Genomic DNA, 23,857 nt, shown 5'->3' on the forward strand with positions numbered 1-23,857 from the left:
AATTCCCGGAGAAACCTGATCCATGTCCGTTATTGACGTTCATCGCGCCCACTCCCTTGATAAAGAGCACGCACGCCAGGCGGCTGAAACACTGGCCCAGGATCTGTCGAAGCAATTCGATGTGAACTATCAGTGGGAAGGGGATCACCTGAAGTTCAAGCGCAGTGGGGTGAAGGGTCACCTGAACATTAATGACAGCGATCTCCACGTCCACCTCGAGCTGGGGATGATGCTGCGGCCTTTTAAATCCCGGATCGAGCAGGAAATCCATTCCCAGTTGGATCAGATTCTGAAGGCCTGAGCCTCTTATTTTGCTTAAAGGTCATCCGGCAGGGCAAACGGCTCAGGGTGGCCGTTCAGGATGTTGTCCATTACCTTCCTCTCCCGCGTAACCAGGCGGTCGATCAGTCGTTCCACGTCATCCATTCTGCGAAAGGCGGAGTAGCCCCGGTGCAGGAAGCTGTGAAGGTCGCTCAGGTCTGCCATCTCCGCGGGTGCCCGGCTCATTGAGAGCAGCCAGCCGAGGGTGCGGTTGCGCACGTAGCGGTCCAGTTGGTGCCCTACTTCCGCCACCAGGGCGATCTGCCGCTCGCGCTGCTGCATGTGCTGGCTGCTGCGGAAAAGCTGGCAGTAGTCCTCTGTGGTCAGTGTCGTGGGGGAAAGGTCGTGACAGTGGCAGAGTTCGGCCAGTTCCAGGTCCAGCTGCTGGGTAATCAGGTTCAGCTCCACCAGCCCGGCGAAGGTGTCCAGCAGGTTGTCCGGTAACCACTTCACCATTTTCGGGAAGACCCGGTCGATGTTGTCGTCGCGCCGGGTCATGCCGGCCGGGGCGTAGAGATCGGTGAGCAGGAATTCCAGGCCGGTGCGATAGCCGGGGTGTTGGTAAAGATCGGCGTGGGTGGCTTTCAGCCGCTCGGCCTGCCACTGAGCAATCAGGAAGGTGTGTTCCAGCAGGGGATGGGCGGCCTTGTGCTGCCGGAAATCATGATACGCCAGCAACAGTTGCTGCAACCGACGGGCACTGTCGGAATGGACGTTGGTGGCGACAAGGCGCTCACGATACATGGTGGTGTGGCTCCACTGGACCGGCGATAGAAGCAGGCCAGTTTAGCGGAGCCGGCACTCTGGTGCAGCCGTATTAACTCTCGGCAGCTGTGGGCAGGGTCTCAAACCCGGGTACCCATTCCTTGCTGTCGAGGGTAATGAAGTGGCTGGGCGCCTCGGTTTCGACAATGCGCATGGTGGTCGGGCTCTGGCGCGCGCTGGCCAGCATTGACTGGCGATCCAGGATACGGTCCACCGCGGGGATCAGGAAGGTGCCGTAACGAACCTTGTCGTAAACGCTGGTGTCTGTCCGCTCCATCCACGCCATCAGGTTTTCGATGTTGCGAACAATGGTCAGGTGATCCTTGGTGGCAGAGAACAGCTTGCCCAGCAACTGCTTCTTGCGCGGGTTCATCTTGCCGAAGAAGGTCTGGCCATAGGCCGATGAGGGGGCGCTGTTGATCAGGCGGATCAGCCAGGGCCACATGCCATGGCTCACCGGTTCCAGTACGGCTGTTACCAGGGCGGAGAGACGGCCGTTGGGCAATACCGGCGCTTCCAGTATCACCTCGACGTTATCGTACAGCTCCGGCCATTGCTTGATGGCCTCCAGGATTACCGCGCCACCTCGAGAATGACCGTGTACGCGAATATTGTCGGTGCCGGGCAGGTTCGCCAGCGCCTGGTTGAGAATGCAGGCGTCGTACTCAATAGTGCCGTCCAGATGCTTGATGGGCACTTCCCAGTCCGGAGACTCGGGTGTTACGCCGTTGACCGGAATGTGGTAGTTGCTACAGGTCAACAGGATCAGTTCGGTGGTGGGCGCTTCGTAGGCCTGGGTGAAGTAGCAGTGATTTTCAAGGAAACCGTGTACACCGATGACGGTCTGCTCTGCCTTGCCGCTGTGGTTGCGGACGGAAACGGCACCAGTACCGACTCGGTAGACACGCCCAGAGAACATCTCCGAGTAGGCGCTATCAATCGGTTTTATCAGTTTGCGTACATGGCTCGCTTTCATGACTGCTCTCCTCCAGCACCTGCTGCCTGCCTTTTATTGGTCTGTGTGGGTGCTGGTACTATCAGTTGTACCGCCTTCTGACTCCGTAGGTATTGGCACTGGCTACCTATTTTACGCTGAGCCACGGCCAATAGACTTTTGGCGAACAGGGCGGCAAGGCTTATCTGGCGCCTAATAACCATTTCATCAAGCCTTATTCCCAGTATAGAGGTGATAGGTTGCGTCCGTGTAACTTTTTGTAAGTTCGTGGCGCGGGACCTTGTATGGAGCCATCAGGGCTTGTCTGGCACAATGCCGGGTCATCTTTCCATTTCTTGCTGCAATTACCCGGGGACCGACAGGTTTGAGTCAAAAGGAATCGCATCTGCTGTTGCCTGTGGATTCAGCCTGGCTGGCCCTGGAACGCCCGGAAAACCCCATGACCATCACGGTCATGCTGCGGGTGGAAGGGTTGACGGCGGCTCGGTTTTTGGAATTCCTGCGCATTTACTGGCTGGCCTGGGAACGTTTCCACTTTATGCCGGTTCGCCGTGCGCCCGGCTGGTGGTGGGAGGAGGACCCGGTGTTCTCTCTTCATCATCACCTTGAAGTGGTCCCTGGCGGCTTTGACCGGCAGGCATTACAGGACTGGGTATCGGCCCGGTTGAACCAACCCCTGCCCACGTATCGTCCGCTCTGGAAATTCTGGCTGCTTCCCGATGCCGAGGGCGGCGCCGCTCTCCTTCTGCGCATGCACCACTGTTATGCCGACGGCCTCTCCCTGCTGGGCATATTCGAGCGCTTGTGCCCGCCCTCACCGCAACAGGCGCCCGTACTTTACGGTGCGCCTGAACAGGCCGATATCGGGCGATGGGGGCGTGCCGCCAACGCCTGGTTGCGCGAGCTGACGGCCAGTGAGATGCCGCAGGGCGAAGCGTCGCAGGGTGGTGACATTCCCCGCAATGGCGGAACGGCCGGCCGAAACGCCCTGGAACGGGCGACTTGGAAAAGCCTGAAACTGGTGAATGAGCTCAGTCAGTTCCTGGTGGAACCGGAAGATACCGACTCGTCCCTCAAACGGTCGCTGTTGGGCCGGCGCCAGTGCCGCTGGTCGCAGCCGGTGGCACTCGAGCGCTTTCGGCGCATTGCCACGGTCACCGGTGTCACCATCAACGATGTGCTGCTCAGTTGTGTGGCCTCGGCTGTCCGCAAACGGCTGGTCGCGAACGATACCGACATGGATGAGGCAGTGCTCCACGCCGCGGTGCCGGTGGATATCCGCAGCCGTCTGCCAGAGGACATAAAACCCGAACCAGGCACCCTGGGTAATTACTTCGGAACCGTGTTCGTGCCGTTGCCGGTGGACGGTGAAAGCTCGCTGGAGCGGCTGTTTCGCATCAAGCATGAAACCCGCAAGCTCAAGAAGAGCTGGCAGCCCGGCCTGTCCTGGGCCTTGACCGGCAGCGCACCATTGATTCCCGAAGCCTGGCGCCAGCTGGTGGCGGACCTGTTCTACCGTAAGGCCAGTGCGGTGGTGTCCAACGTTCCCGGTACCCACGATGAACGCTATCTGGCCGGCTGCCGCATCCTCGAGCAGATGTTCTGGGTGCCCCAGGCCGGCGATATCGGGCTGGGGGTCAGCATTGTCAGCTATGCCGGCCAGATCCAGTTCGGTGTCGTCGCTGACGAAGCTGTTATGGCCGACCCTGAAACCTTCCTGGGCGACTGCCTGCAGGAGCTGGAGCTTTTCCCCGTCTGACGGGTATTAATCCCAAAGTTCTGTTTCCACAGCCTCCTAAAAGATCAGAAAACCTGCCCCCTTGGCGCATTTTCCATCCCTGCTGCTTCGTCGACCATTGAATTCAGGCGAGAGAGTGCGCCTGAATTCAATTAAAACCGGGGGAGTTTATGAACAACAACAATTTCAGAAAGTCAGGGCTGGTATTGGCACTCGCAGCAGCCATGGGCGCCAGCGCAGGCGCCAATGCGGCGGTGGAACTGTACAACGACGACGGCACCACCTTCTCGGTGGATGGCTATTTCAACGCGTTCTATGTGAACCGTGATGACGACATTGCTGACACCAGTGACTCACGCATCAAGATGGGGTTCCTGCCCAACACCATCGGGTTCAATTTCAGCAAGGAGATGGGCGACCTGACACTGGGCGGCCGGTCATCCTTCTGGACCACCATTAACGACAGCCTGGACGCGCCCACCGATACCGCGATCGACGTACGTCAGTTTTACGCCACAGTCGATGGCGATTTCGGTCAGGTGCTGATCGGTAAGGACTTTGGCCTCTACGCCCGTTCCAACATCTTCCTTGACGAAATCCTGATGGGCTTCGGGTCCCCGGGTGCGGCACCGGGCGGGGTGTCTTTCGGCAACATCCGCGCCGGCTATCCCTATCCCACACCTAGCGCGCAAATCACCTATCGTACGCCGGACATGGGCGGGCTGAAGGTGGCTGCGGCCATTCTCGATCCCGCCAACACGGTAAGCGGTACGGCCGCGGACGAGAATTCAGCGCCACGATTCGAATCCGAAGTTACCTATAACGCCAACCTCAACGACGTGTCGCTGACAGGCTGGGTCAACGGGCGCTACCAGAAGTCAGAGAATGGCGCCACATCGGTAACCTCACAGGGCGTTGGATACGGCCTGAAGGCTTCCGTAGCCGGGTTCGCTCTGTCGGCTTCCGGTTTTACGTCCGAGGGTGACAACCCGGTGCTGATCGTGAACGGGGCGGTGACCGAAGACGACGCCGACGGCTTCCTGGTGCAGGGCTCCTACACTTTCGGCCCGAACCGGGTGGTACTGTCGTACGGTGAAACCGACGCCGAGATTCTGGACCTGGAAACCGAGAACACCACCGTTGGCTTCTTCCACGATGTAAACAGCAACTTCAAGCTGGTTGCCGAGTACAACATGTACGAAGACAACAACCGCACCAGCGGTGCAACCATCACCGAGGCCGACACTCTGGCCCTGGGCGCGGTGGTCACGTTCTGACCGGATATCCGTGAGTAAACCCGGGGTGGCCGGCCAGGAATCGGCTGCTCCGGTCTTATCAGGCTACGACTAAAGTGTCGGTTTGGTGGGCAGCGTTACCCGGGTGTTTCTGAGCTTTGATGCAGGGAGGTTTTTAATCAATGGCTTATGATCATTTCGGCGCGCCTATTAAAAGCACTGAAGTCGCATTGGCTCCGTTTGCAGATCCCGTAAAATCGGTGGAAAGCCATCCGGTTTCGGAGCGTGCGTCCATGAAGCCAGCCACCACACTGCCTGCCGTCCGGGTAGCCAGTTCCAATGTTCGTGATCCCATGCTGGCAGCTACCAACCTTGCCAGCCAGCTCAGCCATGAAAACCTGGGCTGTGTGCTGTTCTTCTGTTCCGCGGAGTATGATCTGGGGCGTCTTGGCATTGCCCTGGAGCACGTATTCGACGGAGTGCGGGTCAGCGGTTGCACGTCCGCAGGGGAGATCACGCCAGAGGGTTACGGCCGGGGCTGTATTACCGCCATCGGCTTTGATCGCCGCTATTTCTCCATCGACTGTGCGCTGATCAGTGAGCTCGAGAGCTTTACCCTGCAGGACGCCCAGGGTGTGATCGACGGCTTGCTGTCCACCTGCCGCGATGCCCACCTGGCGCCGATCAAGGGCAATACCTTCGCCATTACCCTGCTGGACGGTTTGTCGAGCCGGGAAGAGCTGGTGCTGGCCACCCTGAATGCCGCCCTGGGCACGATCCCGCAGTTTGGCGGTTCCGCCGGTGACGACGAGCGCCTGGCCAATACCCACGTGTTCTTTGACGGCCAGTTCCACACCGGTGCGGCTACGGTGATGCTGGTGAATACACCGCTGGATTTCCGGGTGTTTTCCACCCACCACATGAAGGCTCGCAACGAGAAACTGGTGGTTACCCATGCCGATGCCAAGAGCCGCACGGTCTATGAACTGAATGCGGAACCGGCTGCGGAAGCCTATGCCCGCGCCGTGGGCGTGACAGTCGATGAACTGGACCGCAAGGTCTTTGCCCTGCGCCCCATGGGAGTAAGGATCGGTGGCCACTATTTCGTGCGGTCGGTGCAGCGGGTGAATGCCGACAAGAGTCTGACTTTCTATTGCGCGGTGGAAACCGGCATCGTGATGACGGCCATGGAGCCGGCCTCCCTGCTGGACAGTGTCCGAACTCAGATTGAAGCCTCCGAGCGGGTGGTTGGCCCGCCCCTGGTCACCATTGGCTGTGACTGCTTCCTGCGTCGCCTGGAAGCGGAACTGACCGGTGTGGTGGACGAGGTGTCTGACTTTCTCCGTCACCACAAGGTCATCGGCTTCAACACCTACGGCGAGCAGTTCGATGGCATGCATATCAACCAGACGTTCACGGGGGTGGTGATTGGTCAGCCTGATGCCGGTTACAGCCACAACTGACGCTGGCCCTGAAGACAGCAGGGACCAGCGCATCGCCCAACTGGAGGCGGAGAACGAACGTCTCAGGAAAATCCGCGATGCCCTGATTGTGCGGGTGGAATCCGGGTCGGCCCACAAACCCGAGCCTTACGCGGTGTTTGAGCACTCGGTGGTGCTGGCGGAGCAGGTGCGTGAGCGTACCGAAGCACTCAACCAGACCATGGACGAGCTCAAGGGCAGCAACAAGGCCCTGAATCGTGCCCGCGAAGAAGCCGAAACCACCCGCCAGCGTTTGGTTGATGCCATCGAAAGTATCGCCGACGGCTTTGTGCTTTTCGATCACCAGCACCGACTGATCCAGTGTAACAGCCGGTTCCGCAGCTACTGGAAGCACTCCGGCCTTGAGGTGCCGCCGGCAGGGACCTCAATCGCCGAAGTAAAGGCCCGTGCGGTCAGTTCCGGGCTGATTATTGAGGAACACGTCAATGCCTCCTCTGAGGGGGCGGTCTTCCTGTTGTCCAATGGCCGCTGGGTACAGATGACGGAAAGGTCCACCCGTGAAGGTGGGCTGGTCGTTCTCTACTCCGACATCACCGACGTCAAGAACAGCGAAATGGCCCGCCGCATCAAGGCGCTGGAAGAGAGCGAACGCTGGATTCGCGTGGTGACGGACCATGTGCCCGCATTGATCGCCTACGTCGGCGCGGACATGACCGTGCAGTTCTGCAACAAGGTCTACGAAGCCTGGTACGGCCGAAATGGCGAGTCTCCGTTGGGCAAGCACCTGGAAAACGTTCACCAGCCGGAGCTTTATCAGCGTCTGTTGCCCCATGTCCAGCGGGTGTTGAAAGGCCATAGCGTCAACTTCGAGTTCGAGGAGACCAACGACACCGGCGAGACCCGCTACATGCTCCGTGCCTATGTGCCCAACGTGGACGTGGAAGGGCAGGTAACCGGTTTCTTCGTGCTGATCCGCGATATCACAGACCGCCGCAAAACCGCCCTGGCGCTGGAACAGGCCTATGACAACCTGGAACGGCGTGTCAAGGAGCGCACGGCGGCCCTGACTGGCCTGAATAACCAATTGCGGCAGGAGATCAGCGAGCGGGCAGCGGTCGAGGCCCGGCTGCGTGACGCCAAGATGGACGCCGAGCGTGCCAACCTGTCCAAGACCAAATTCCTGGCGGCGGTCAGCCATGACCTGCTGCAGCCGCTGAATGCGGCCCGCCTGTTCACCAGCGCCTTGCTGGAGCATTCGTTCGGTCCCAAGGCCGAAGGGCTGGTCAGGTCGGTCAGTACCTCCCTGGACGACGTGGAAAACCTGCTGGGTACCCTGGTGGATATCTCCAAACTGGACGCCGGCGTGATCAAACCGGATATCATGGCCTTTGATCTGCGTGACCTGCTCAACAACATCGCCCGGGAATTCCGCCAGATGGCGATGGCGGAAGGGCTGACCCTGGACTTTGTGCCTTCGTCGGCAGTGGTGGAGTCAGACTCCCAGCTACTGGCACGGATCCTCCGCAACTTCCTCACCAATGCCATCCGTTACACCGGCGAGGGGCGCATCCTGCTGGGGTGCCGCCGGCAGGCTGATCACGTGCTGCTGCAGGTGTGGGACACCGGCCCTGGTATCCCCGAGGACAAGCTGACCGAGATCTTCCAGGAGTTCAAGCGCATCCGCCCCACCGGCTCACAACCGGACAAGGGGCTTGGTCTGGGGCTGGCCATTGTGGACAAGATTTCGCGAATACTCGGCCACGAGGTGACTGTCTCCTCCGTGGAGGGCAAGGGTTCCGTGTTCAGCGTGAAAGTTCCGATTGGGCGACTGCAGCCCCGGCGCCCGGCAAAGGATGGCAGCCGGGAGGTTTCAAACCACAGCGGCCTGGGCGGTACGAGGATCTGGGTGATTGATAACGACCACGCCATCTGCCAGGGCATGCAAACGCTGCTGGAAGGCTGGGACTGCCAGGTGGTGTCCGCCGTTTCCCTGGATGACCTTGAGCGCCAGCTGGACCCGGCCAAAAGCCCCGTGGACCTGATCCTGGCGGATTATCACCTGGATAATGACGAGAACGGGGTGGATGTGGTGGCCAACATCAACGACCGCCGGCAGTGCCCGGCGCCGGTGGTGATGATTACCGCCAATTACACCAACGAATTAAAGCAGCACATCCGCGAGTTGGGGTATGTGTTGATGAACAAGCCGGTAAAGCCGCTGAAGTTGCGGAGTGCGTTGAATCATTTGTTGCGAGGGTGAAAGGTCTTTGGAAATTGTCGGATTGCGGCTTCGCCTAATCCGACCTACAGGGAGTAGAATCGAGAAACGTAGGTCGGATTAGCCGAAGGCGTAATCCGACAAACCAGCTAGCGTAAAGAAAATCCTACCGCTTCAAATACTGACTGAAATCCACATCACTGGCGGAAAGAATCGCCTGTACCCGGTTATGAACCCCAAGCTTACGCAGAATCGCCGACACATGGGCTTTCACCGTGGTTTCGGCGATGTTCAGGTTGTAGGCAATCTGCTTGTTGGACTCCCCCTTGGACATTCGCTCCAGCACCAGCAACTGACGGCGGGTGAGGGAGTTCAGCAGTTCCGGGGAAATCGGGTTGTCTTCATGTCGGCTGCGGCGGGTGTTGCTTTCCTTGCCGGTGCGGATAATGTCCGAAGGCAGGTACACATTGCCGTTGAGGATCTGCTGGATCGCCTCGGTCATCTGGGCCCGTGGCGAGGATTTGGTAATGAAACCGCAGGCGCCATAAGTAATGGCCTGCAACACCACCTGCTTGTCTTCCTCCGCTGACACAATCACCACGGGAATGGTGGGTGCCTCATTCCGCAGGGTGATCAGGCCATTGAGGCCGTGCATTCCCGGCATGTTCAGGTCCAGCAGGATCAGGTCCAGGTCATCGTTTTCGCGGGTAATGTCCAGGGCACTGTCGAGATCGGCGGTTTCGATGATTTCACTGCCCTCAAAACCTGTCGCGATCACACTGCTGATCGCTTCGCGAAACAGCGGGTGGTCATCGGCAATCAGGATTTTATAAGCCGGCTCCATGGACGGATCCACCTGTTTGTTGTCGTTATCGGGGACGGGTTCCGAAACATGATAACGCTTTTCGGAAGAGAGTGCGGCTTCGAGCTCATTCAGCATGGCGGCCTCCTGTTACAGGGATTTCCGGGGTCCGGATCGATCCTCTGTTTATTATTGTGATGATTGCATTACACGCTATCTGCGTCCTGGGTTGAATGCGACCATCGCACCAAAAAACAGGCACCAAAGTACTATTCTTGCCTGGCGGCCGGCTTCGTATCGTGGAGGAATGAGCCAACAACCAATAACAAAGCCCGTTTCTCAATCCTTTTCCGTTACCGCCAGGCTTGCCAGGGTGATGGTTACCGCGTTGCTGGTCCTTTCTGTGCTGATCAGCCCCGCCTACGGCAATGACGAAGACTCCTCAAAACTGCCGGTGCTTTCCGTCAGCGTGTTGCAGTTTGGCACCGCTCACTGGGAGCTGGACCACATCCTGCACCGGGGGCTGGATCACGAGAACGGTTACCGCCTTGAACTGACACTGGTGGCCAACCTCCCGGCGTCCCGGCTGGCGGTGACCAGCGGATCGGTGAATGGCGCCGTGGCCGACCTGCTGTGGACGCAGTCCCGGTTTCAGGCCGGCACGCCCTACCTTTACGTGCCTTTTTCGTCCCAGATCGGCGATATTGTGGTGGCGGAAAACTCCGGGATTCGCTCTGTGGCGGATCTTGCCGGCAAGCGTATCGGCGTTGCTGGCGGGCCGGACAGCAAAGGCTGGGTACTGCTCCAGAAGGTCGCCGGGCAGCAAGGGATCAGCCTGGCTGAATCCGCCGAGGTGCAGTTTGCCGCACCACCGCTGCTGAGCCAGGCCCTGAGACGGGGACAGGTGGACGTGATCGTCACCTACTGGCATTTTGCCGCCCGCCTGCGGGGTGAGGGCGGCTGGCGCTCCGCGTTCGGTATGGCAGACCTGCTCACCGCCCTGGATCTGGACCGGAACTTGCCGGTTCTGGGCTACGTGTTTCCGGCGGCCTGGGCGGATAACCATGGCCCGCTGTTGGATCGCTTTGCGACCTCCCTGCGACAGGCAAAAGCGGAACTGGCGGAAGGCGAATCACACTGGCAACGACTGAGACCGCTCATGGGCAGCCCGGAGACGGGCGTTTTCCACGCACTGCGAGAGGGTTTTATAGCAGGCACACCGGCGCCGCAGACCGATCAGCGCATAGCGGACCTGCATCGGTTGCTGCAGCTCACCGGTGCCGACTCGAACCACCTGATGCCAGAGGATCTGTTCTACCGGAGGCGGCCGTGAACACCTTCTCCGGTCGCCCGCCGGCCTGGAGCTACTGGGTGGTCCTGCCGTCGTTTGTCCTGCTCTGGGCCTTGATTGCCTGGTGGCTCAAATCACCGTTGCTACCCACCCCCTTGAACGTGCTCGACACCCTGATACGGGAATCCGCCTCGGGCGAACTCTGGCACCATCTGGGTGCCACCCTCGGGCGTGTTGTTGTGGCGTTTATTCTTGCCATGCTTCTGGGCACGGTCATCGGGCTCGTCATGGGCCGCTCACGAACCACCAACGCCCTGTTCGATCCCCTGCTGGTGTTAATGCTCAACCTGCCGGCGCTGGTCACCATTATCCTGATGTACGTCTGGTTCGGCCTGGTGGAAGTGGCTGCCGTGATGGCCGTGGTTATCAACAAGGTTCCCAATGTTGCGGTGACCGTCCGTGAAGGGGCACGAAGCCTTGACTACCGCCTGGAGGAAATGGCCACCGTCTACGAATTCACCCGCTGGCAACGCTTCCGCGACGTCTGGGTGCCGCAACTGTTTCCCTACCTGATGGCCGCCACCCGTGGCGGTCTGGCATTGATCTGGAAAATTGTTCTGGTGGTCGAACTGCTTGGCCGTTCCAGCGGCGTTGGCTTCCAACTGCACATGGCCTTTCAGGTTTTCGACGTGGCTGCCATCCTTGCCTACAGTCTGGCGTTCATTGCCGTGGTCCAACTCATCGAGCTGGCTATCCTGCAGCCCCTCGAACGGCGGTCCAGCCGCTGGCGCCAGCCGGAGGCCGCCCATGCTTGAGCTGCAGATCGCCGGCCGCAGCTTTGGGCAGCCCGTGTTGGGAGAGGTCTTTGCCACGATAGAGCGGGGGGATCGCATCTGCCTGTTGGGGCCGTCGGGCATTGGCAAAACCACATTGTTGAACGCCATTGCCGGGCTGGATAAAACAATTCCACCGAAGGCGATCATCGGTCGAGACAAACTCAGGGTTGGCTATCTGTTTCAGGAACATCGGCTGTTGCCCTGGCGGACTCTCAACGCCAACCTCCAACTGGCGGGTGCAACTACGGCGGAAGCGGATGATCACTTGGCCAGTGTGGGTTTGAAAGACTACAGCCACTACTTGCCTGATCAACTTTCCCTCGGTATGGCCCGCAGGGCCGCGCTTGCCCGCTGCCTTGCCGTGAAACCCGACCTGCTGTTGTTGGATGAGCCATTTGCGTCGCTTGATCCGGTGATGGCAGGGGAACTGAAAGCACTGATTGCCGGAATTATGGATGCTCATCCCCGGATGGCCATGATTTGCGTGACCCATGATGGAGGAGATGCCGAGATTCTGGCGAACCGCCTATGGTACCTGGATGGCAGGCCCGCGCAGTTGCAGTGGGATGATGCGGTTGGCGAACCTCGCTTGATCAATGAGCTTCTTGGCAAGCTGCGAAACTCCGAGGGATTCGACATGGTTTAATGACAGAGTCGTGACAGCTGAATTGTTGTCCTTGTGAAACATCGGCTAACATGGCCAGCTTGTTTCTTACCGTCAACAAGGAGTGCTGACGATGGGCTTTATGGACTTGGTTCCGCTTTGGGACCTGAAGGCCTACCACCTTCCCCGCATTGAATCCCCCTTTATCGCCGCCAGTATGGCCAGAGGTCTTGTGCAAAACGATGGCGGTGTCCGCTCGCGCATGGCATCGGAATTGGGAGCCAGAACCGGTGCCGGCCACAACCTGGCCGAGACCGTCTGCCAGGCGGTCAGCGATGGCAGGCTGATGCTTGTTTATACCGGGTCTGACAGGCCCTTGTCCCCTATGGTGATCTGGCAACCGGACGACAGCCTGCCCGCCGGAGGGCACTGGCAGGTCAGCGACAGTGGGATGGGTTCCCCCTACGACATAAAAAAGGCCGTAGCGGAACTGAACGCTTGTGAGATTAGCCAGGAACAGCTCCGCCATTATGAACCCCAGGGCATCGGTGGTTTGGGAACAAGCCTGTTTTCGGCGAACTATCGGCAGTGGCAGCGATCAGCACAGGAGGCGCAAGGCGGGGCGGAGGATCATCGCCTGAGCTTGCCACTGGGAGCCGCTGCCTCGGTGGCGCCGCTGAATGTTGCGACTGCACCTGCAACCGGCGGCGCCCAAACCGATCCGCCCAAGGCTTCCTCTCGCAAAGTGCATCTGGAAGTTGGGATATTTACCGACGGCACCATGAACAACGCCGCCAATGCACGGTCTTTTGCCGAACAGCTGGAGCAGGATTGTCTGATTCCCTATGAAAACGATGATATTAGTCGGGAGGAGTGCGAGTGGCGTATTCGCTTGATGATGGGGGACAGTTATGCCAATGGCCTTAGCAATGTGGCTAAGCTGCGAGATCTGTATGCTGAAGGTGAGCTGGAGTCCGATGGGAAAATAGTCTATCGGCGCCAGGTATATGCCCCTGGTGCGGGCACAAAAACTGGTGATAGCGATAGATGGTATAGCGCAGCTACAGGCATGGGGGAGGCGGGAGTCATCCAACAGGTAAACCACGCCTTCTCGCGACTGGCCATACTGATCAAAGAAGATCTGCAAGGCCAGACCATCGATAGACTGACTGTTGATCTTTTTGGTTTCAGTCGCGGAGCGGCTGCTGCACGCCACGTAGCCTATGAGATCAATCAGAAGCAAAATGGCCTGCTGTCGAGAGTGCTTGCAGAGAACGGTGTTCTCTGGCCAGAAAAGGTGGAAATACGCTTCGTTGGTTTATTTGATTCTGTAGCGGCCATCGTTAACCCAGCGTCTGGTGACCTGCTCGCGCACAACGACCGGAACCATCCGATACGACTGTACTTGGACCCGGATAAGGTAGGCAATGCGGTACACCTGACTGCTGCTCATGAGAACCGTAAAGCCTTTGCCCTGAATAGTCTGAGAAATAAGGATGGCAGTCTTCCAGCAAACTTCAGGGAGATCACACTGCCGGGCGCTCACTCAGATATTGGTGGTGGCTACAGAGACAGCCAGAGGGAAGAAGTGCTGCTGAGTCCTCGTCTCCAGGTACCTCGAAACCGGCTGCGCTGGCCGGAAAAAACCTTACAGTGGGACAATCTGGAAACTCAGAGGGACCAAGTGGCGGCGGAGGGCTGGATTGGCCCCTATAACTTGCCGGTGCAGCAGTCGGATCGGTTGCAAGCGTGGCCGACAGACTTGGGTTCTAAAGGAGCTGCGCGACTGGAAATCGTTACCATGCGAAATGACCATCCAGTACCAGATGGCAGCGTAGAGCTGGTGTTGCGGATGTTGCGCCAAGTGCGCGGAGAGTATTCGCAGGTAGCATTGAGGTTGATGCACCACATGGCAACTGAGAGTAACGTACCTTTCCGAGACGTTGACATCAGGAGAGCTGAAAATACTCTACCTGCAGAGCTGGAACCGATCTTGTTACATATTTTGGAGCAGGTTACCGAGGGGAATGAGGTGCCATCTCTCGGCGCCGAAGATCTGGACCTATTACTTCAGCGCTACATCCATCGCTCGGCAAACTACAACAGTATTGAGGCACAAATAGGGGGATTGCCGGCTAAGTTGAGGGTGTTGTTCCCTCACGCGCCTACGTCGTCTGGGGAGCGCCTCGTATATCCTCAGAGGGAGGGGAAATGATGATCTGGAGGGTATTGGCTATCGGTATTGCCGCAATGGTCCTACTAGTTAGCGGCTGCGCTACCTCGACTAAGGAGAGCATCCCCTGGGGAATAAAAGTAGTAGCCCCCAAGCATTATGATATTTGGGGCGTGGGCCTGTTCCTTGAGAAGACTGGAGAACGAAGTTGGCGTCAGCCCGTAGGCTACGTAAGTTGCTGCTGGAAGGGACCGCGAGGCCCCAGTGGGTCAAGCGTTGGGGTTGACCCCTTTCCCGAGTTGATCCTCATTCACTGGTTTTCCTTTGCTGAGCAGAAGTACTACGTCAAGTTGATCAAGGTACCGCCCGACCTGCAGGATCGCATGCGGGAGCCAGCAACGTACAAGACGCAAGTGGACGTGCGGTCGGGACCTCGCCACACCATGGCCATTGGCCTGGCACCCGGAGGCACCGTGGTGGTCTGGATCATGAACCAGATCGGGAACGAGGTCGAGGTAATGCGTATGCAGGCCTCAGAGGGGCCAGGTGATCCAGACGATTTTGAGGTAGGCACCCGAAATTACCTGGAAAAGCACGGTGACTACCTAAAAGAGCATGGCATTCCAACGGAAGGTTGGTAGGTCGCCAAAAATAAATCTCGGTACCAAGCTTGCTGACTTCCCCTCGATTAGGCAGGCTTGGTGCCAAGTATTCTAGTCCTCTGAGGCCGAAACCCCGCAGTCGCCAAAAGGGCAAGAACGACCGTCACACCAGAGGTGATGCCAAAGGCCACCGGATTCCACTCCAGATAAAGGGAAAACCGGATCGCCTCCACCGCGTGGGTGAACGGGTTGAACTGGCAGATCCAGTACAGCCAGGGGCTGGCTTCGTTCATTTTCCACAGCGGGTACAGCGCCGATGACATAAAGAACATCGGGAAAATGACAAAGTTCATCACCCCTGCAAAGTTCTCCAGTTGTTTGATCCAGGTAGCGATCAGCAGGCCCAATGCTCCCAGCATAAGACTGGTCAACACCAGCGCCGGCAGTACGGCAAGGTAGCCCCAAAGCGGCGGTTCTACATCTACGAGCAGTGCCAGCAGCAGGAACACGTACACTTGCCCAACCGACACCACCCCCATGGACAGCAACTTGGTCACCAGTAAAAAAGGACGGGGCAGAGGGCTCATCAGCAGCACCCGCATACTGCCGAGCTCCCGGTCGTACACCATGGATAACGCACCCTGCATGCTGTTGAACAGGATGATCATTCCGCACAGGCCGGGGGCGATGTAGGTCTCGTAGGTGATGTAGGTCTGGTAGGGCGGGATGATGGAAATACCCAGTACCGCCCGGAAGCCGGCGGCAAACACCACCAGCCACAGCAGCGGCCGTACCAGGGCGCTGGCGAAGCGGGTGCGCTGTTGCCAGAAGCGTAACCACTCCCGGGTCTGGATGCCGACAAAGCAATGCCAATAGTGAGCAGCTTTCATGGTTATCCGGCTCCGGTCAGGGTATGGAAGGTTTCTGCCAGGTCGCGCGTGCCCTTGGTTTTGCAGATATCATGACCCACTCCGTCGGCCAACAGTTTTCCTTCATGCAGGATCAACACCCGGTCGTCCTGGCGAACTTCCTCAATCAGGTGAGTAGCCCACAGAGCCGTCAGCCCCACTTCGTCACAGAGCGCGCGAACATGCTCGTTCAATCCTCTGCGGCTGGCCACATCCAGCCCAACCGTGGGCTCGTCGAGCAGTAACAGAGAGGGCTCATGGAGCAGCGCACGGGCAATTTCCACCCGCCGGCGGTGGCCGCCGTTGAGTTTCCGGACCGGCTCGTTTGCCCGCTCCAGCAGTTCAAAACGCGCCAGTTCCCGGTCGCCACGCACCCGGGCCTCCTTGCGGGATAAACCGTGCAGTGCTGCGTGATACTGCAGGTTCTGGCGAACCGTCAGGTCCAGATCCAGGGCATTCTGCTGGAACACCACGCCAATCTGCCGCATGGCCCGGGAGGGTTGCTTCTTCAGCGATTGCCTCGCCAGAAGGAGCTCTCCCTGCTGAAGGGCAAGAAGCCGGGTCAGCAAACCGAACAGTGTTGACTTACCAGCGCCATTGGGCCCCAGGAGCGCATGAAAACAGCCCGAGGTCAGCGCGAAGCTGACCTCCTGGAGCACCGGCTTGTCGCCGTAGCGAAAGCTGATATTCCTGGCTTCAATAGTCATGAAGTTGGATCGACGACCACACCCCAGGGGTAGCGGCCTACCTTGATGGATTTGATCACCTTCAGCTCTGCCACATCGATGACCGAGACATCTCCGGACACACCGTTGGTGGTGAACAGGTGCTTCTGGTCCTTATCCAGGTCCAGTTGCCAGACGCGGCTGCCTACCAGCAGGTAGTCCAGCACTTCGTAGGTCTGGGCATCCACCACGGCAACGTGATTGGAGGGGCCGAGCGCCACAAAGGCGTACTTACCGTCGTCCGTCAGTTCGATGCCCACAGGCTGCACACGATCCTGGTTCACGCCGGGCACCTTGAAGGACATTTCGTGGATCTGCTCCAGGTTGCCCACATCAATGATGTGCACGGTGCCGCCGATTTCCGCCGAAGCCCAGGCGATCTTGCTGTCCTTGCTGAACTCCACATGGCGGGGCCGCTGGCCCACCACGATGTTCTTCTCGATCTCGAAGGTCTCGGTGTTGATCCAGTGCAGCATGCTGGTGGTTTCACTGGTGTTCACCGCCCACTTTCCATCCGGGCTGACGGCCATGCCTTCCGGCTCGATACCCACATTGATCTGGGCGAGCACATCTTTATTGGTCACATCCACCACCGTCACGATGGCGTCGTCTTCATTGGAGATGTACAGGTGCTTGTTGTTGGGGTGCAGGGCGAACTGCTCCGGGTCTTCACCGGAAGGCAGGGTGTCGATGATCTTGCGAGTAGCCAGGTCCAGCACCTGTACGGTGTCGTCGTCGCTGGCGCAGATGTAGAGCTTGGTGTAGTCCTTGGACAACAGGATACCGCGAGGGCGGGCGCCGACATCAATAGTGTCGACCACTTCCATGGAATCAGTGTCGATCACCGACAGGGTGTTGTCCTTTTCATTGGAAACATAGGCCAGGCTGGCCAGTGCCGGGGTCGACAGGCCGATCATGGTGGCCAGGGCGGTGTGCTTGAACAGGGATATCATGGTGGAACTCCTTCTTGTTTTTGGGCGCTGCCGCGGAAGCGATCAGCCGTTAATCCGACATTCGCTTTCCGGCCTGTCGAAGCCGAGCGTGTCCATTTCGGTGTTGGGGTGAAGGAAGCCTTCAAAAGGTGCCCGGGCAACCAGTCCCCGGGGATGAACCAGGGGAATGGGCTGTCGCAGTTGGCCATTCCAGTCGCGGTAGGTGAGTTTGCGGCCCTTGAACGCGGCCAACTGGAATTTGTCGCTGAACAGGAAGCTTCGGATTGCGTCAGGGTTGGCGTTACCCAGGTCGGTTACTGCGATGCCGATGGAGCGAATGGCGGCCCAGGCGGCGTAGTCCTCACTGTTCATATCGCGGCCGGCCAGTTCACGGAAACGGTTCTGCAGCTGTGCCGCGCCCCAGCTCTCCACCACCCGGTGCCAGGCCACCGGTGACATACCTTGCGTTCCGACAACCGGTCGTGGCAGCCAGGTGTTGAATGGCACGTACTCGCCGAAATCACCGCGAACATCGGCCACGACGACGGCATCGTAATCGCTGGCCTGGGTAAACAGGGGCAGTTCTTTCGAGGCTGTCCGGCGCAGATCGGCATCAAAGGTCCATGGCTTGTCCTCCACAATCTCCAGGCCGAATCGTTTGGCAGCGCGACGGAAGGCATCGGCCCAGCCCTTGTCTGCCTCGGTGGGTCCGGTAATCAGGAACACTTCGTCCCAACGCCGCTGGTTCAGCCACTGGCCGAGGGCGTCGGTGAGCATGGCGTAACTGGGCATGGTATGCAGCATGTTGGCGTGGCATCCGTTAGTGCGGAGCTCGTCGTCCTTGGCGCCTGCGTTGAAGATCAGCGTTTCTTCGTTCGCGCTGGCGGTGATCGCCTTCAGTGTCTGCGCCGGGGCGTTCACCACGAACAGACCCACACCCTTTCTACGCATGCTGTCGAAAGCGGCGATGGCGGCTTCCCCGGAGTCGGCGACCGTACTCTCTAGTGTGTAGGTCTGACCAAGGAACTTGCCGGTGGTGCTGTTGTCCTGTAACGCCAGTTCTGCGCCTTTCAGGCCGGCGTCCTCCGGTTCCGGGATGACATTGGAGAGGACCGGACCCTGGTCCGGAATCCACTGAATGTAGCCAATGCCCACCTCAAGCGGCTCCGCCAGGGCACTGTTGGAAAGCACAGTGGCAGCGAGCAGGCCGGTAAAGGCTTTGAGGTAGCGATGTGGCATAGATAATCTCCGTTCTTGTTGTCCTTCTCTCGAGGATAGAGAAGCCCTATACCCGCCGAAATATTCAGAAAGTAGGAATCTGTCGGTACTAAAGGATGAGATTTCCTCCTCGACACCTCGCGTCTACTACCAAGGAACTAAGCCAAAACCCCCAAAGTGGCATTCGGATCGGGCAGTGGTGTTCCTAGACTGGGGATAAGCAGGTTGGCGTCCGATAAAACCAATAGCCAACGCACGGGGATTCAAAAACAGAGGTAGCAACAATGACCACGTCCTTTTCACTTAGCACGCTGCTGGCAGCTGTCCTATTCGGAGTTGCCGGTCTGGTAATGGCTCATGGCAATGTGACCCCACAGGAGGTGGACACCGGTAATCTTCCTGAGTTGGGCGACGAGGTGCGTTCCGAAAACCCCTTCCGGAAGGGCAACGAATACGGTGAGCACAACGCCCAGGCGATAGAAGTGGGTGAGAGTGCCTACGCCGGTAACTGCGCCGGCTGCCATGGTATCCGCGCCATGTCCGGTGGCCTGACGCCGGATCTGCGGGAACTGACCGAGTGGGATGACGAGTACTACGTCAACCGTGTACTTAATGGCACCGACCGTGGCATGCCCGCCTGGAAGAAAACCCTGGATCAGAATGCCATATGGGCCATAAGGACCTATGTGGAGTCCCTGCCCAAGCCGGAATAATGGTTCCGCATATCACGATTGGAAGCCTGAACCCGGGCCGGCCCTGTGCCGGCCTGACGTCGTTGGGGAGAAATCAATGAAAGTACTGTCCCGTATCCTCGTACTGATGTTGCTCTGTCAGGTCGCCTTTGCACAGGAAATTGACGACGGCGATCCGCTGCTCAACCGCCCGGCGGAGCGAACCTACGACATTATCCGGGAGTCCGGTTACCTGAAAGTGGGTGTCTACGAGAACTTCCCGCCGTATTCGTACCAGGTGGATGGCGAGCCCCGGGGAATCGATGTGGAGGTCGGCAAGCGGATTGCGGAGGAAATGGGTGTTGAATTCAAGGTGCACTGGATTGTTCCCGACGAAAGCCTGGGTGACGACCTGCGGAACAACGTCTGGAAGGGGCATTACCTGGCCAAGCGCCGACTGGCCGACGTGATGATGCGCGTACCCTACGACAAGCAGTATGCGTACATGCAGGATTCCACCGGCGAATACATCAATGAGCAAGTGGTGCTGTTTGGCCCGTATCAGCAGGAAACCTGGCAGATTGCCTTCAACCCGGAAACGCTTGATGGCGTCGACACCGTTGCTAAGTTCCAGTACCACCCCATCGGCGTGGAGATCGACACCCTGCCGGACTTTTACCTGAGCTCCGGGCTGCAAGGCCGCATGCGGGACCAGGTCAGACATTACCCCAATGTGCGCAAGGCTTTCGAAGCCATGCGTGAGGGCACGGTCAGCGCCGTCATGGGTATGCGCGCAGAGATCGACCATGAACTGGGGCACCCGGAAAACGAGGAATTCCGGCTGGCGGGCAATGGCTTCCCCGGCATCGGCAAGCAGGTCTGGGATGTGGGTATGGCCATCAAGCATACCCATCGCCAGTTGGGCTATGCGATCGAAGCCATTATCAGTGAGATGGTCAAATCCGGTGAGATGCAATCCCTGTTCTCGGAGTTGGGCCTCCGCTACGGCGTTCCCCAGTACTACCGGGAATTTCTCAGCGACGAAGCATTGGCAAAAGCCGAGGGCCAGCCCTAACGATGCCCTCGCGGGCCCTGCTTGGGAAAGTAGTAATACCAAGTGATGAGAAAACCAGTGCCGGGGGGTAATTGTTGGTTTTTGCGCCAGAGCGAAGAATCTCCACAGAGGCGGGAAAAGTTCCCGGTTCGCCCAAAAACGGAAACAAGAGAACCGACAACAAGAGAATTGGAGAGCGCAACATGAGAACAAACAAGTTCGGGATTCGCATTGCCACCAGCGCCCTTGCGCTGGCGGTGTCGTACGGGGCCCATGCGGTTACCGACGAAGACATCATGAACGATCACAAAACCCCCGGGGACATCGTCAGCTACGGCATGGGCACCCAGGGTCAGCGGTACAGCATTATTGACGACCTCAATACCAACAATGTGCAGCACCTTCAGCCAGTTTGGGCATTTTCCTTTGGCAGCGAGAAAATGCGTGGTCAGGAGTCCCAGCCGCTGATCAAGGACGGTGTGATGTACGTAACCGCCTCCTATTCCCGTGTGTATGCCATCGATGCCAGGACCGGCGAGGAAATCTGGCAGTATGACGCGCGCCTGCCAGACGGCATCATGCCCTGCTGTGACGTGGTTAACCGGGGTGTTGCCCTGTACGACGACAAAGTTATCTTCGGTACCCTCGACGCCAAACTGGTCGCCCTGAATAAAGACACTGGCAAGCCAATGTGGATCAAGAAGGTGGCCGACTATCAGGCTGGTTATGCCATTACCGCCGCGCCCATTGTGGTCAAGGGCAAAGTGATTACCGGGGTTTCCGGTGGTGAATTCGGTATTGTCGGCAAGGTGGAAGCCTATGACGCAAATACGGGTGAGCTGGTCTGGACGCGTCCGACCGTCGAGGGCCACATGGGGTACGTCTACAAAGATGGCAAGGCCGTCGAGGCCGGTATTTCTGGTGGCAAGCCCGGCCAGACCTGGCCTGGTGATATGTGGAAAAACGGCGGGGCGGCCCCTTGGCTGGGTGGCACCTATGACCCGGACACCGATTCGCTGTTCTTTGGAACGGGCAACCCGGCCCCCTGGAACTCCCACCTGCGCCCCGGCGACAACTTGTTCTCTTCCTCACGTCTGGCGATTGATCCGGATGATGGCCGTATCAAGTGGCACTTCCAGACCACGCCCCACGATGGCTGGGATTACGACGGTGTGAACGAGCTGATTTCCTTCAACTACCAGGAAAACGGCAAGACCATCAAAGCCGCGGCAACCGCTGACCGCAACGGCTTCTTCTACGTACTGAATCGTGAGAATGGCGATTTCATTCGTGGCTTCCCGTTTGTGGACAAGATTACCTGGGCCGAAGGTCTGGATCCGGAGACTGGTCGCCCCATCTTCGCGGAGGGCGGTCGCCCGGGTGATCCTTCCGCCATGGAAGGAAACAAGGGTGAAGTAGTGGTAGCGCAGCCTGCATTCCTCGGTGGCAAGAACTGGATGCCAATGGCGTTCAGCCAGGAAACCGGCCTGTTCTACGTACCGTCCAATGAGTGGTCGATGGATATCTGGAACGAGCCGGTTTCCTACAAGAAAGGCGCTGCCTTCCTGGGTGCGGGCTTTACCATCAAGCCGGCAAATGAAGAATATATCGGCGTACTGCGTGCGATGGATCCCAAAACCGGCGAGGAAGTCTGGCGCTATGAAAACACCGCTCCGCTTTGGGGTGGCGTGATGACAACGGCCGGTAACCTCGTCTTTACCGGTACACCGGAAGGCTATCTGAAGGCCTTTGACGCCAAGACCGGTGAGGAGTTGTACAAGTTCAACACCGGTTCCGGCGTTGTGGGCACACCAGTCACCTGGACCATGGACGGTGAGCAGTATGTCTCCGTGGCTTCAGGCTGGGGCGGCGCGGTTCCGCTTTGGGGTGGTGAAGTGGCCAAGGTGGTGAAGGACTTTAACCAGGGTGGCATGGTCTGGACCTTCAAGCTGCCGAAGGATCGTGTTGCCAGCAACTGATCCGACAACGCCATGTCCGATGCTCTATCGGTCTGACAGGGGCTGCCTCCGGGCGGCCCCTGGCTTTTCCTCCCCAGATTTTCAATGGCAGTAGCCCTTCCCGAAAGCACAACGTTCACTGCAAGGCCTTTCAGGCTTAATCAAATGATTATATGATGCTTTAATCAAATGATTAAACTGCGGGGTGGCAGTGGAAATGACTAGTGGAAATGACTAAGGGAAGACTGCAGCATCGGAACACAAAGCTATCCTGGCGGGTGAGCGCCGGTAAGCTCTACCGGAAGGCAACCGGGGTCTTTGCGATGCTTCTCGTGGTCGGATGTTCCCCGGCCCACGAAGCTCCGGATGCCCCGTCTGCTCCACGCCTTGTAGACGTGGCGACGGTGCAGCTGGCCCGTTCAGTTTCCCGCGTTACTTTGCCGGGCCGCATCCGGCCTAACCAGGAAACCACGCTGAGTTTTGAGGTGCCTGGCCAGGTGGAACACCTGGGCCTGGAGGTCGGTGATACGTTTCAGCAGGGTGACACGTTGGCCAGGCTTGATGGCGGCCGTTACCGGCTGGCGTATGAGCGCAGCCAGGCAGCCGAGGAGGAGGCCCGAATTGGCCTTGCCGATGCCCAGCGAGAACTGCAGCGGCTGATAGCGCTGCGGCAGGGCGGCCACACCAGCCAGGCGACGCTTGATAACGCAGAGGCGGCAGTGGCTGGCGCCCGGGCCCGGGTGAATTCCGCCGTGGCGTCCCGGAAACTGGCCCGGCGGGATCTGAAACAAACATCTCTCCAGGCTCCGTTCAGCGGTACGGTCGCCCGTCGGAGCGCCGAGCCCGGGCAACGGGTGACAGCAAACCAGGTGGTCCTGGGCCTGGTCTCGAGCGATGGCGGTTTTGATGTGTTGACCCATGTTCCGGAGAATTTGATCGGCCGGATTCAACCGCAAAGCCAACAGACAGTGACAGTGCCCGCCCTGGATGCAGCCCAGGCGACGGCCCGGGTACAACACATCGGGACGTCTGCGTCTTCCGCGAATCAATACCCGGTCATACTCCGCGTAACCGGGCCAGTGCCCGGGCTCCGTTCCGGCATGACGGCTGAAATCACCTTCGAAATGGCTGCCGCCGATAACGCAGCGACACCTGCGGGTGCTTTCCAGGTGCCACTGACATCCCTGGTGTACCCGGCGAACAGCAAACCTCAGGTTCTGCGGCTGGACGACGCCAACCAACTGCGACCGGTGACCGTGACGGTGCACTCTGTGGAGAATGGCGTTGCCGTGGTTACCGGCGAATTCAGGGTCGGGGAACGGATAGTCGCTCGCGGCGTTGAATTCGTTTCAGTGGGGGAGCGGGTCAGCGTTTTGGGCCAGGGCCCGCAGCGGCTCCATTGAGGTGAG

21 protein-coding genes are annotated in these 23,857 nt (G+C 58.8%); 14 read left to right on the forward strand and 7 right to left on the reverse strand.

Going from position 1 to position 23,857, the window contains the following annotated elements:
- Positions 1–22: 22 nt before the first annotated feature.
- Positions 23–301, forward strand: a complete 279-nt coding sequence (locus NLU14_RS04470; RefSeq protein WP_275704970.1) for a polyhydroxyalkanoic acid system family protein — start codon at positions 23–25, stop codon at positions 299–301.
- 14 nt (positions 302–315) lie between these two features.
- Here NLU14_RS04470 and NLU14_RS04475 read toward each other — a convergent pair whose 3' ends face one another.
- Positions 316–1,065 (reverse strand): DUF8198 family protein, encoded by a 750-nt coding sequence (locus NLU14_RS04475; protein ID WP_275704971.1) that lies wholly within the window; start codon positions 1,063–1,065, stop codon positions 316–318.
- A 73-nt stretch (positions 1,066–1,138) separates the two neighbouring features.
- The gene (locus NLU14_RS04480) at positions 1,139–2,062 is read right to left on the reverse strand and encodes an alpha/beta hydrolase (RefSeq protein WP_275704972.1); all 924 of its coding nucleotides are present in this window, start codon (positions 2,060–2,062) and stop codon (positions 1,139–1,141) included.
- A 343-nt stretch (positions 2,063–2,405) separates the two neighbouring features.
- Between NLU14_RS04480 and NLU14_RS04485 the strand changes: the two genes are divergently transcribed.
- From NLU14_RS04485 to NLU14_RS04500, 4 genes are all read left to right on the forward strand, one after another.
- Entirely contained in the window at positions 2,406–3,800 is a 1,395-nt protein-coding gene (locus NLU14_RS04485; protein WP_275704973.1) for a WS/DGAT domain-containing protein, read from the forward strand.
- Positions 3,801–3,949: 149 nt separating this feature from the next.
- Complete coding sequence (locus NLU14_RS04490) at positions 3,950–5,056, forward strand: porin (protein WP_275704974.1); 1,107 nt, start codon at positions 3,950–3,952, stop codon at positions 5,054–5,056.
- A gap of 251 nt (positions 5,057–5,307) precedes the next feature.
- On the forward strand, positions 5,308–6,477 hold the full coding sequence (gene nosP, locus NLU14_RS04495) for a nitric oxide-sensing protein NosP (protein ID WP_420845028.1): 1,170 nt from the start codon (positions 5,308–5,310) through the stop codon (positions 6,475–6,477).
- Positions 6,455–8,716: a hybrid sensor histidine kinase/response regulator gene (locus tag NLU14_RS04500; protein ID WP_275704976.1), complete on the forward strand. Its 2,262-nt coding sequence runs from the start codon at positions 6,455–6,457 to the stop codon at positions 8,714–8,716. The genes nosP and NLU14_RS04500 overlap by 23 nt, the downstream gene beginning before the upstream one ends.
- A 124-nt stretch (positions 8,717–8,840) precedes the next feature.
- Here NLU14_RS04500 and NLU14_RS04505 read toward each other — a convergent pair whose 3' ends face one another.
- On the reverse strand, positions 8,841–9,518 hold the full coding sequence (locus tag NLU14_RS04505) for a response regulator (RefSeq protein WP_275705363.1): 678 nt from the start codon (positions 9,516–9,518) through the stop codon (positions 8,841–8,843).
- 265 nt (positions 9,519–9,783) lie between these two features.
- Here NLU14_RS04505 and NLU14_RS04510 point away from each other — a divergent pair, with 265 nt between their 5' ends.
- The 5 genes from NLU14_RS04510 to NLU14_RS04530 all read left to right on the forward strand — a co-directional run bounded on the left by NLU14_RS04510 (position 9,784) and on the right by NLU14_RS04530 (position 15,021).
- Positions 9,784–10,809: an ABC transporter substrate-binding protein gene (locus NLU14_RS04510; protein WP_420845029.1), complete on the forward strand. Its 1,026-nt coding sequence runs from the start codon at positions 9,784–9,786 to the stop codon at positions 10,807–10,809.
- Entirely contained in the window at positions 10,806–11,582 is a 777-nt protein-coding gene (locus NLU14_RS04515) for an ABC transporter permease (RefSeq protein WP_275704977.1), read from the forward strand. Before NLU14_RS04510 ends, NLU14_RS04515 begins: the two co-directional genes overlap by 4 nt.
- Entirely contained in the window at positions 11,575–12,249 is a 675-nt protein-coding gene (locus NLU14_RS04520) for an ABC transporter ATP-binding protein (protein ID WP_275704978.1), read from the forward strand. The genes NLU14_RS04515 and NLU14_RS04520 overlap by 8 nt, the downstream gene beginning before the upstream one ends.
- 91 nt (positions 12,250–12,340) lie before the next feature.
- Entirely contained in the window at positions 12,341–14,422 is a 2,082-nt protein-coding gene (locus tag NLU14_RS04525) for a T6SS phospholipase effector Tle1-like catalytic domain-containing protein (protein WP_275704980.1), read from the forward strand.
- Positions 14,423–14,457: 35 nt separating this feature from the next.
- Positions 14,458–15,021 (forward strand): DUF2931 family protein, encoded by a 564-nt coding sequence (locus tag NLU14_RS04530; RefSeq protein ID WP_275704981.1) that lies wholly within the window; start codon positions 14,458–14,460, stop codon positions 15,019–15,021.
- 47 nt (positions 15,022–15,068) lie between these two features.
- Here the strand turns inward: NLU14_RS04530 and NLU14_RS04535 are convergent, their stop codons facing one another.
- From NLU14_RS04535 to NLU14_RS04550, 4 genes are read right to left on the reverse strand one after another with little or no spacing between them, the layout of a single operon-like run.
- Positions 15,069–15,872, reverse strand: coding sequence for an ABC transporter permease (locus NLU14_RS04535; RefSeq protein WP_275704982.1), 804 nt, complete (start codon positions 15,870–15,872; stop codon positions 15,069–15,071).
- Between the two features lie 2 nt (positions 15,873–15,874).
- On the reverse strand, positions 15,875–16,597 hold the full coding sequence (locus NLU14_RS04540; protein ID WP_275704984.1) for an ATP-binding cassette domain-containing protein: 723 nt from the start codon (positions 16,595–16,597) through the stop codon (positions 15,875–15,877).
- Positions 16,594–17,568: a YVTN family beta-propeller repeat protein gene (locus NLU14_RS04545; RefSeq protein WP_275704985.1), complete on the reverse strand. Its 975-nt coding sequence runs from the start codon at positions 17,566–17,568 to the stop codon at positions 16,594–16,596. The genes NLU14_RS04540 and NLU14_RS04545 overlap by 4 nt, the downstream gene beginning before the upstream one ends.
- 42 nt (positions 17,569–17,610) lie before the next feature.
- A complete protein-coding gene (locus NLU14_RS04550; protein WP_275704986.1) occupies positions 17,611–18,786 on the reverse strand; it encodes an ABC transporter substrate-binding protein in 1,176 nt (391 codons plus the stop codon).
- Between the two features lie 263 nt (positions 18,787–19,049).
- On the opposite strand from NLU14_RS04550, the gene pedF reads away from it, so the two are divergent.
- From pedF to NLU14_RS04570, 4 genes are all read left to right on the forward strand, one after another.
- Positions 19,050–19,478, forward strand: a complete 429-nt coding sequence (gene pedF / locus NLU14_RS04555) for a cytochrome c-550 PedF (RefSeq protein ID WP_275704987.1) — start codon at positions 19,050–19,052, stop codon at positions 19,476–19,478.
- 76 nt (positions 19,479–19,554) lie between these two features.
- Positions 19,555–20,511: a substrate-binding periplasmic protein gene (locus NLU14_RS04560; RefSeq protein ID WP_275704988.1), complete on the forward strand. Its 957-nt coding sequence runs from the start codon at positions 19,555–19,557 to the stop codon at positions 20,509–20,511.
- Positions 20,512–20,693: 182 nt separating this feature from the next.
- The gene (locus NLU14_RS04565; protein WP_275704989.1) at positions 20,694–22,469 is read left to right on the forward strand and encodes a PQQ-dependent methanol/ethanol family dehydrogenase; all 1,776 of its coding nucleotides are present in this window, start codon (positions 20,694–20,696) and stop codon (positions 22,467–22,469) included.
- 209 nt (positions 22,470–22,678) lie between these two features.
- The gene (locus NLU14_RS04570; protein ID WP_275704990.1) at positions 22,679–23,851 is read left to right on the forward strand and encodes an efflux RND transporter periplasmic adaptor subunit; all 1,173 of its coding nucleotides are present in this window, start codon (positions 22,679–22,681) and stop codon (positions 23,849–23,851) included.
- Positions 23,852–23,857 lie beyond the last annotated feature (6 nt).

The sequence above is a fragment of the Marinobacter iranensis genome (assembly GCF_029207565.1).
Classification (GTDB): domain Bacteria; phylum Pseudomonadota; class Gammaproteobacteria; order Pseudomonadales; family Oleiphilaceae; genus Marinobacter; species Marinobacter iranensis.

Excerpts from the sequence above, each read along its gene's own strand:
- NLU14_RS04470 (WP_275704970.1), top strand. The coding sequence starts at position 23 with ATGTCCGTTATTGACGTTCATCGCGCCCACTCCCTTGATAAAGAGCAC.
- NLU14_RS04475 (WP_275704971.1), bottom strand. The coding sequence starts at position 1,065 with ATGTATCGTGAGCGCCTTGTCGCCACCAACGTCCATTCCGACAGTGCC.
- NLU14_RS04480 (WP_275704972.1), bottom strand. The coding sequence starts at position 2,062 with ATGAAAGCGAGCCATGTACGCAAACTGATAAAACCGATTGATAGCGCC.
- NLU14_RS04490 (WP_275704974.1), top strand. The coding sequence starts at position 3,950 with ATGAACAACAACAATTTCAGAAAGTCAGGGCTGGTATTGGCACTCGCA.
- nosP (WP_420845028.1), top strand. The coding sequence starts at position 5,308 with ATGAAGCCAGCCACCACACTGCCTGCCGTCCGGGTAGCCAGTTCCAAT.
- NLU14_RS04500 (WP_275704976.1), top strand. The coding sequence starts at position 6,455 with ATGCCGGTTACAGCCACAACTGACGCTGGCCCTGAAGACAGCAGGGAC.
- NLU14_RS04505 (WP_275705363.1), bottom strand. The coding sequence starts at position 9,518 with ATGGAGCCGGCTTATAAAATCCTGATTGCCGATGACCACCCGCTGTTT.
- NLU14_RS04510 (WP_420845029.1), top strand. The coding sequence starts at position 9,784 with ATGAGCCAACAACCAATAACAAAGCCCGTTTCTCAATCCTTTTCCGTT.
- NLU14_RS04520 (WP_275704978.1), top strand. The coding sequence starts at position 11,575 with ATGCTTGAGCTGCAGATCGCCGGCCGCAGCTTTGGGCAGCCCGTGTTG.
- NLU14_RS04525 (WP_275704980.1), top strand. The coding sequence starts at position 12,341 with ATGGGCTTTATGGACTTGGTTCCGCTTTGGGACCTGAAGGCCTACCAC.
- NLU14_RS04530 (WP_275704981.1), top strand. The coding sequence starts at position 14,458 with ATGGTCCTACTAGTTAGCGGCTGCGCTACCTCGACTAAGGAGAGCATC.
- NLU14_RS04535 (WP_275704982.1), bottom strand. The coding sequence starts at position 15,872 with ATGAAAGCTGCTCACTATTGGCATTGCTTTGTCGGCATCCAGACCCGG.
- NLU14_RS04540 (WP_275704984.1), bottom strand. The coding sequence starts at position 16,597 with ATGACTATTGAAGCCAGGAATATCAGCTTTCGCTACGGCGACAAGCCG.
- NLU14_RS04545 (WP_275704985.1), bottom strand. The coding sequence starts at position 17,568 with ATGATATCCCTGTTCAAGCACACCGCCCTGGCCACCATGATCGGCCTG.
- NLU14_RS04550 (WP_275704986.1), bottom strand. The coding sequence starts at position 18,786 with ATGCCACATCGCTACCTCAAAGCCTTTACCGGCCTGCTCGCTGCCACT.
- pedF (WP_275704987.1), top strand. The coding sequence starts at position 19,050 with ATGACCACGTCCTTTTCACTTAGCACGCTGCTGGCAGCTGTCCTATTC.
- NLU14_RS04560 (WP_275704988.1), top strand. The coding sequence starts at position 19,555 with ATGAAAGTACTGTCCCGTATCCTCGTACTGATGTTGCTCTGTCAGGTC.
- NLU14_RS04565 (WP_275704989.1), top strand. The coding sequence starts at position 20,694 with ATGAGAACAAACAAGTTCGGGATTCGCATTGCCACCAGCGCCCTTGCG.
- NLU14_RS04570 (WP_275704990.1), top strand. The coding sequence starts at position 22,679 with ATGACTAAGGGAAGACTGCAGCATCGGAACACAAAGCTATCCTGGCGG.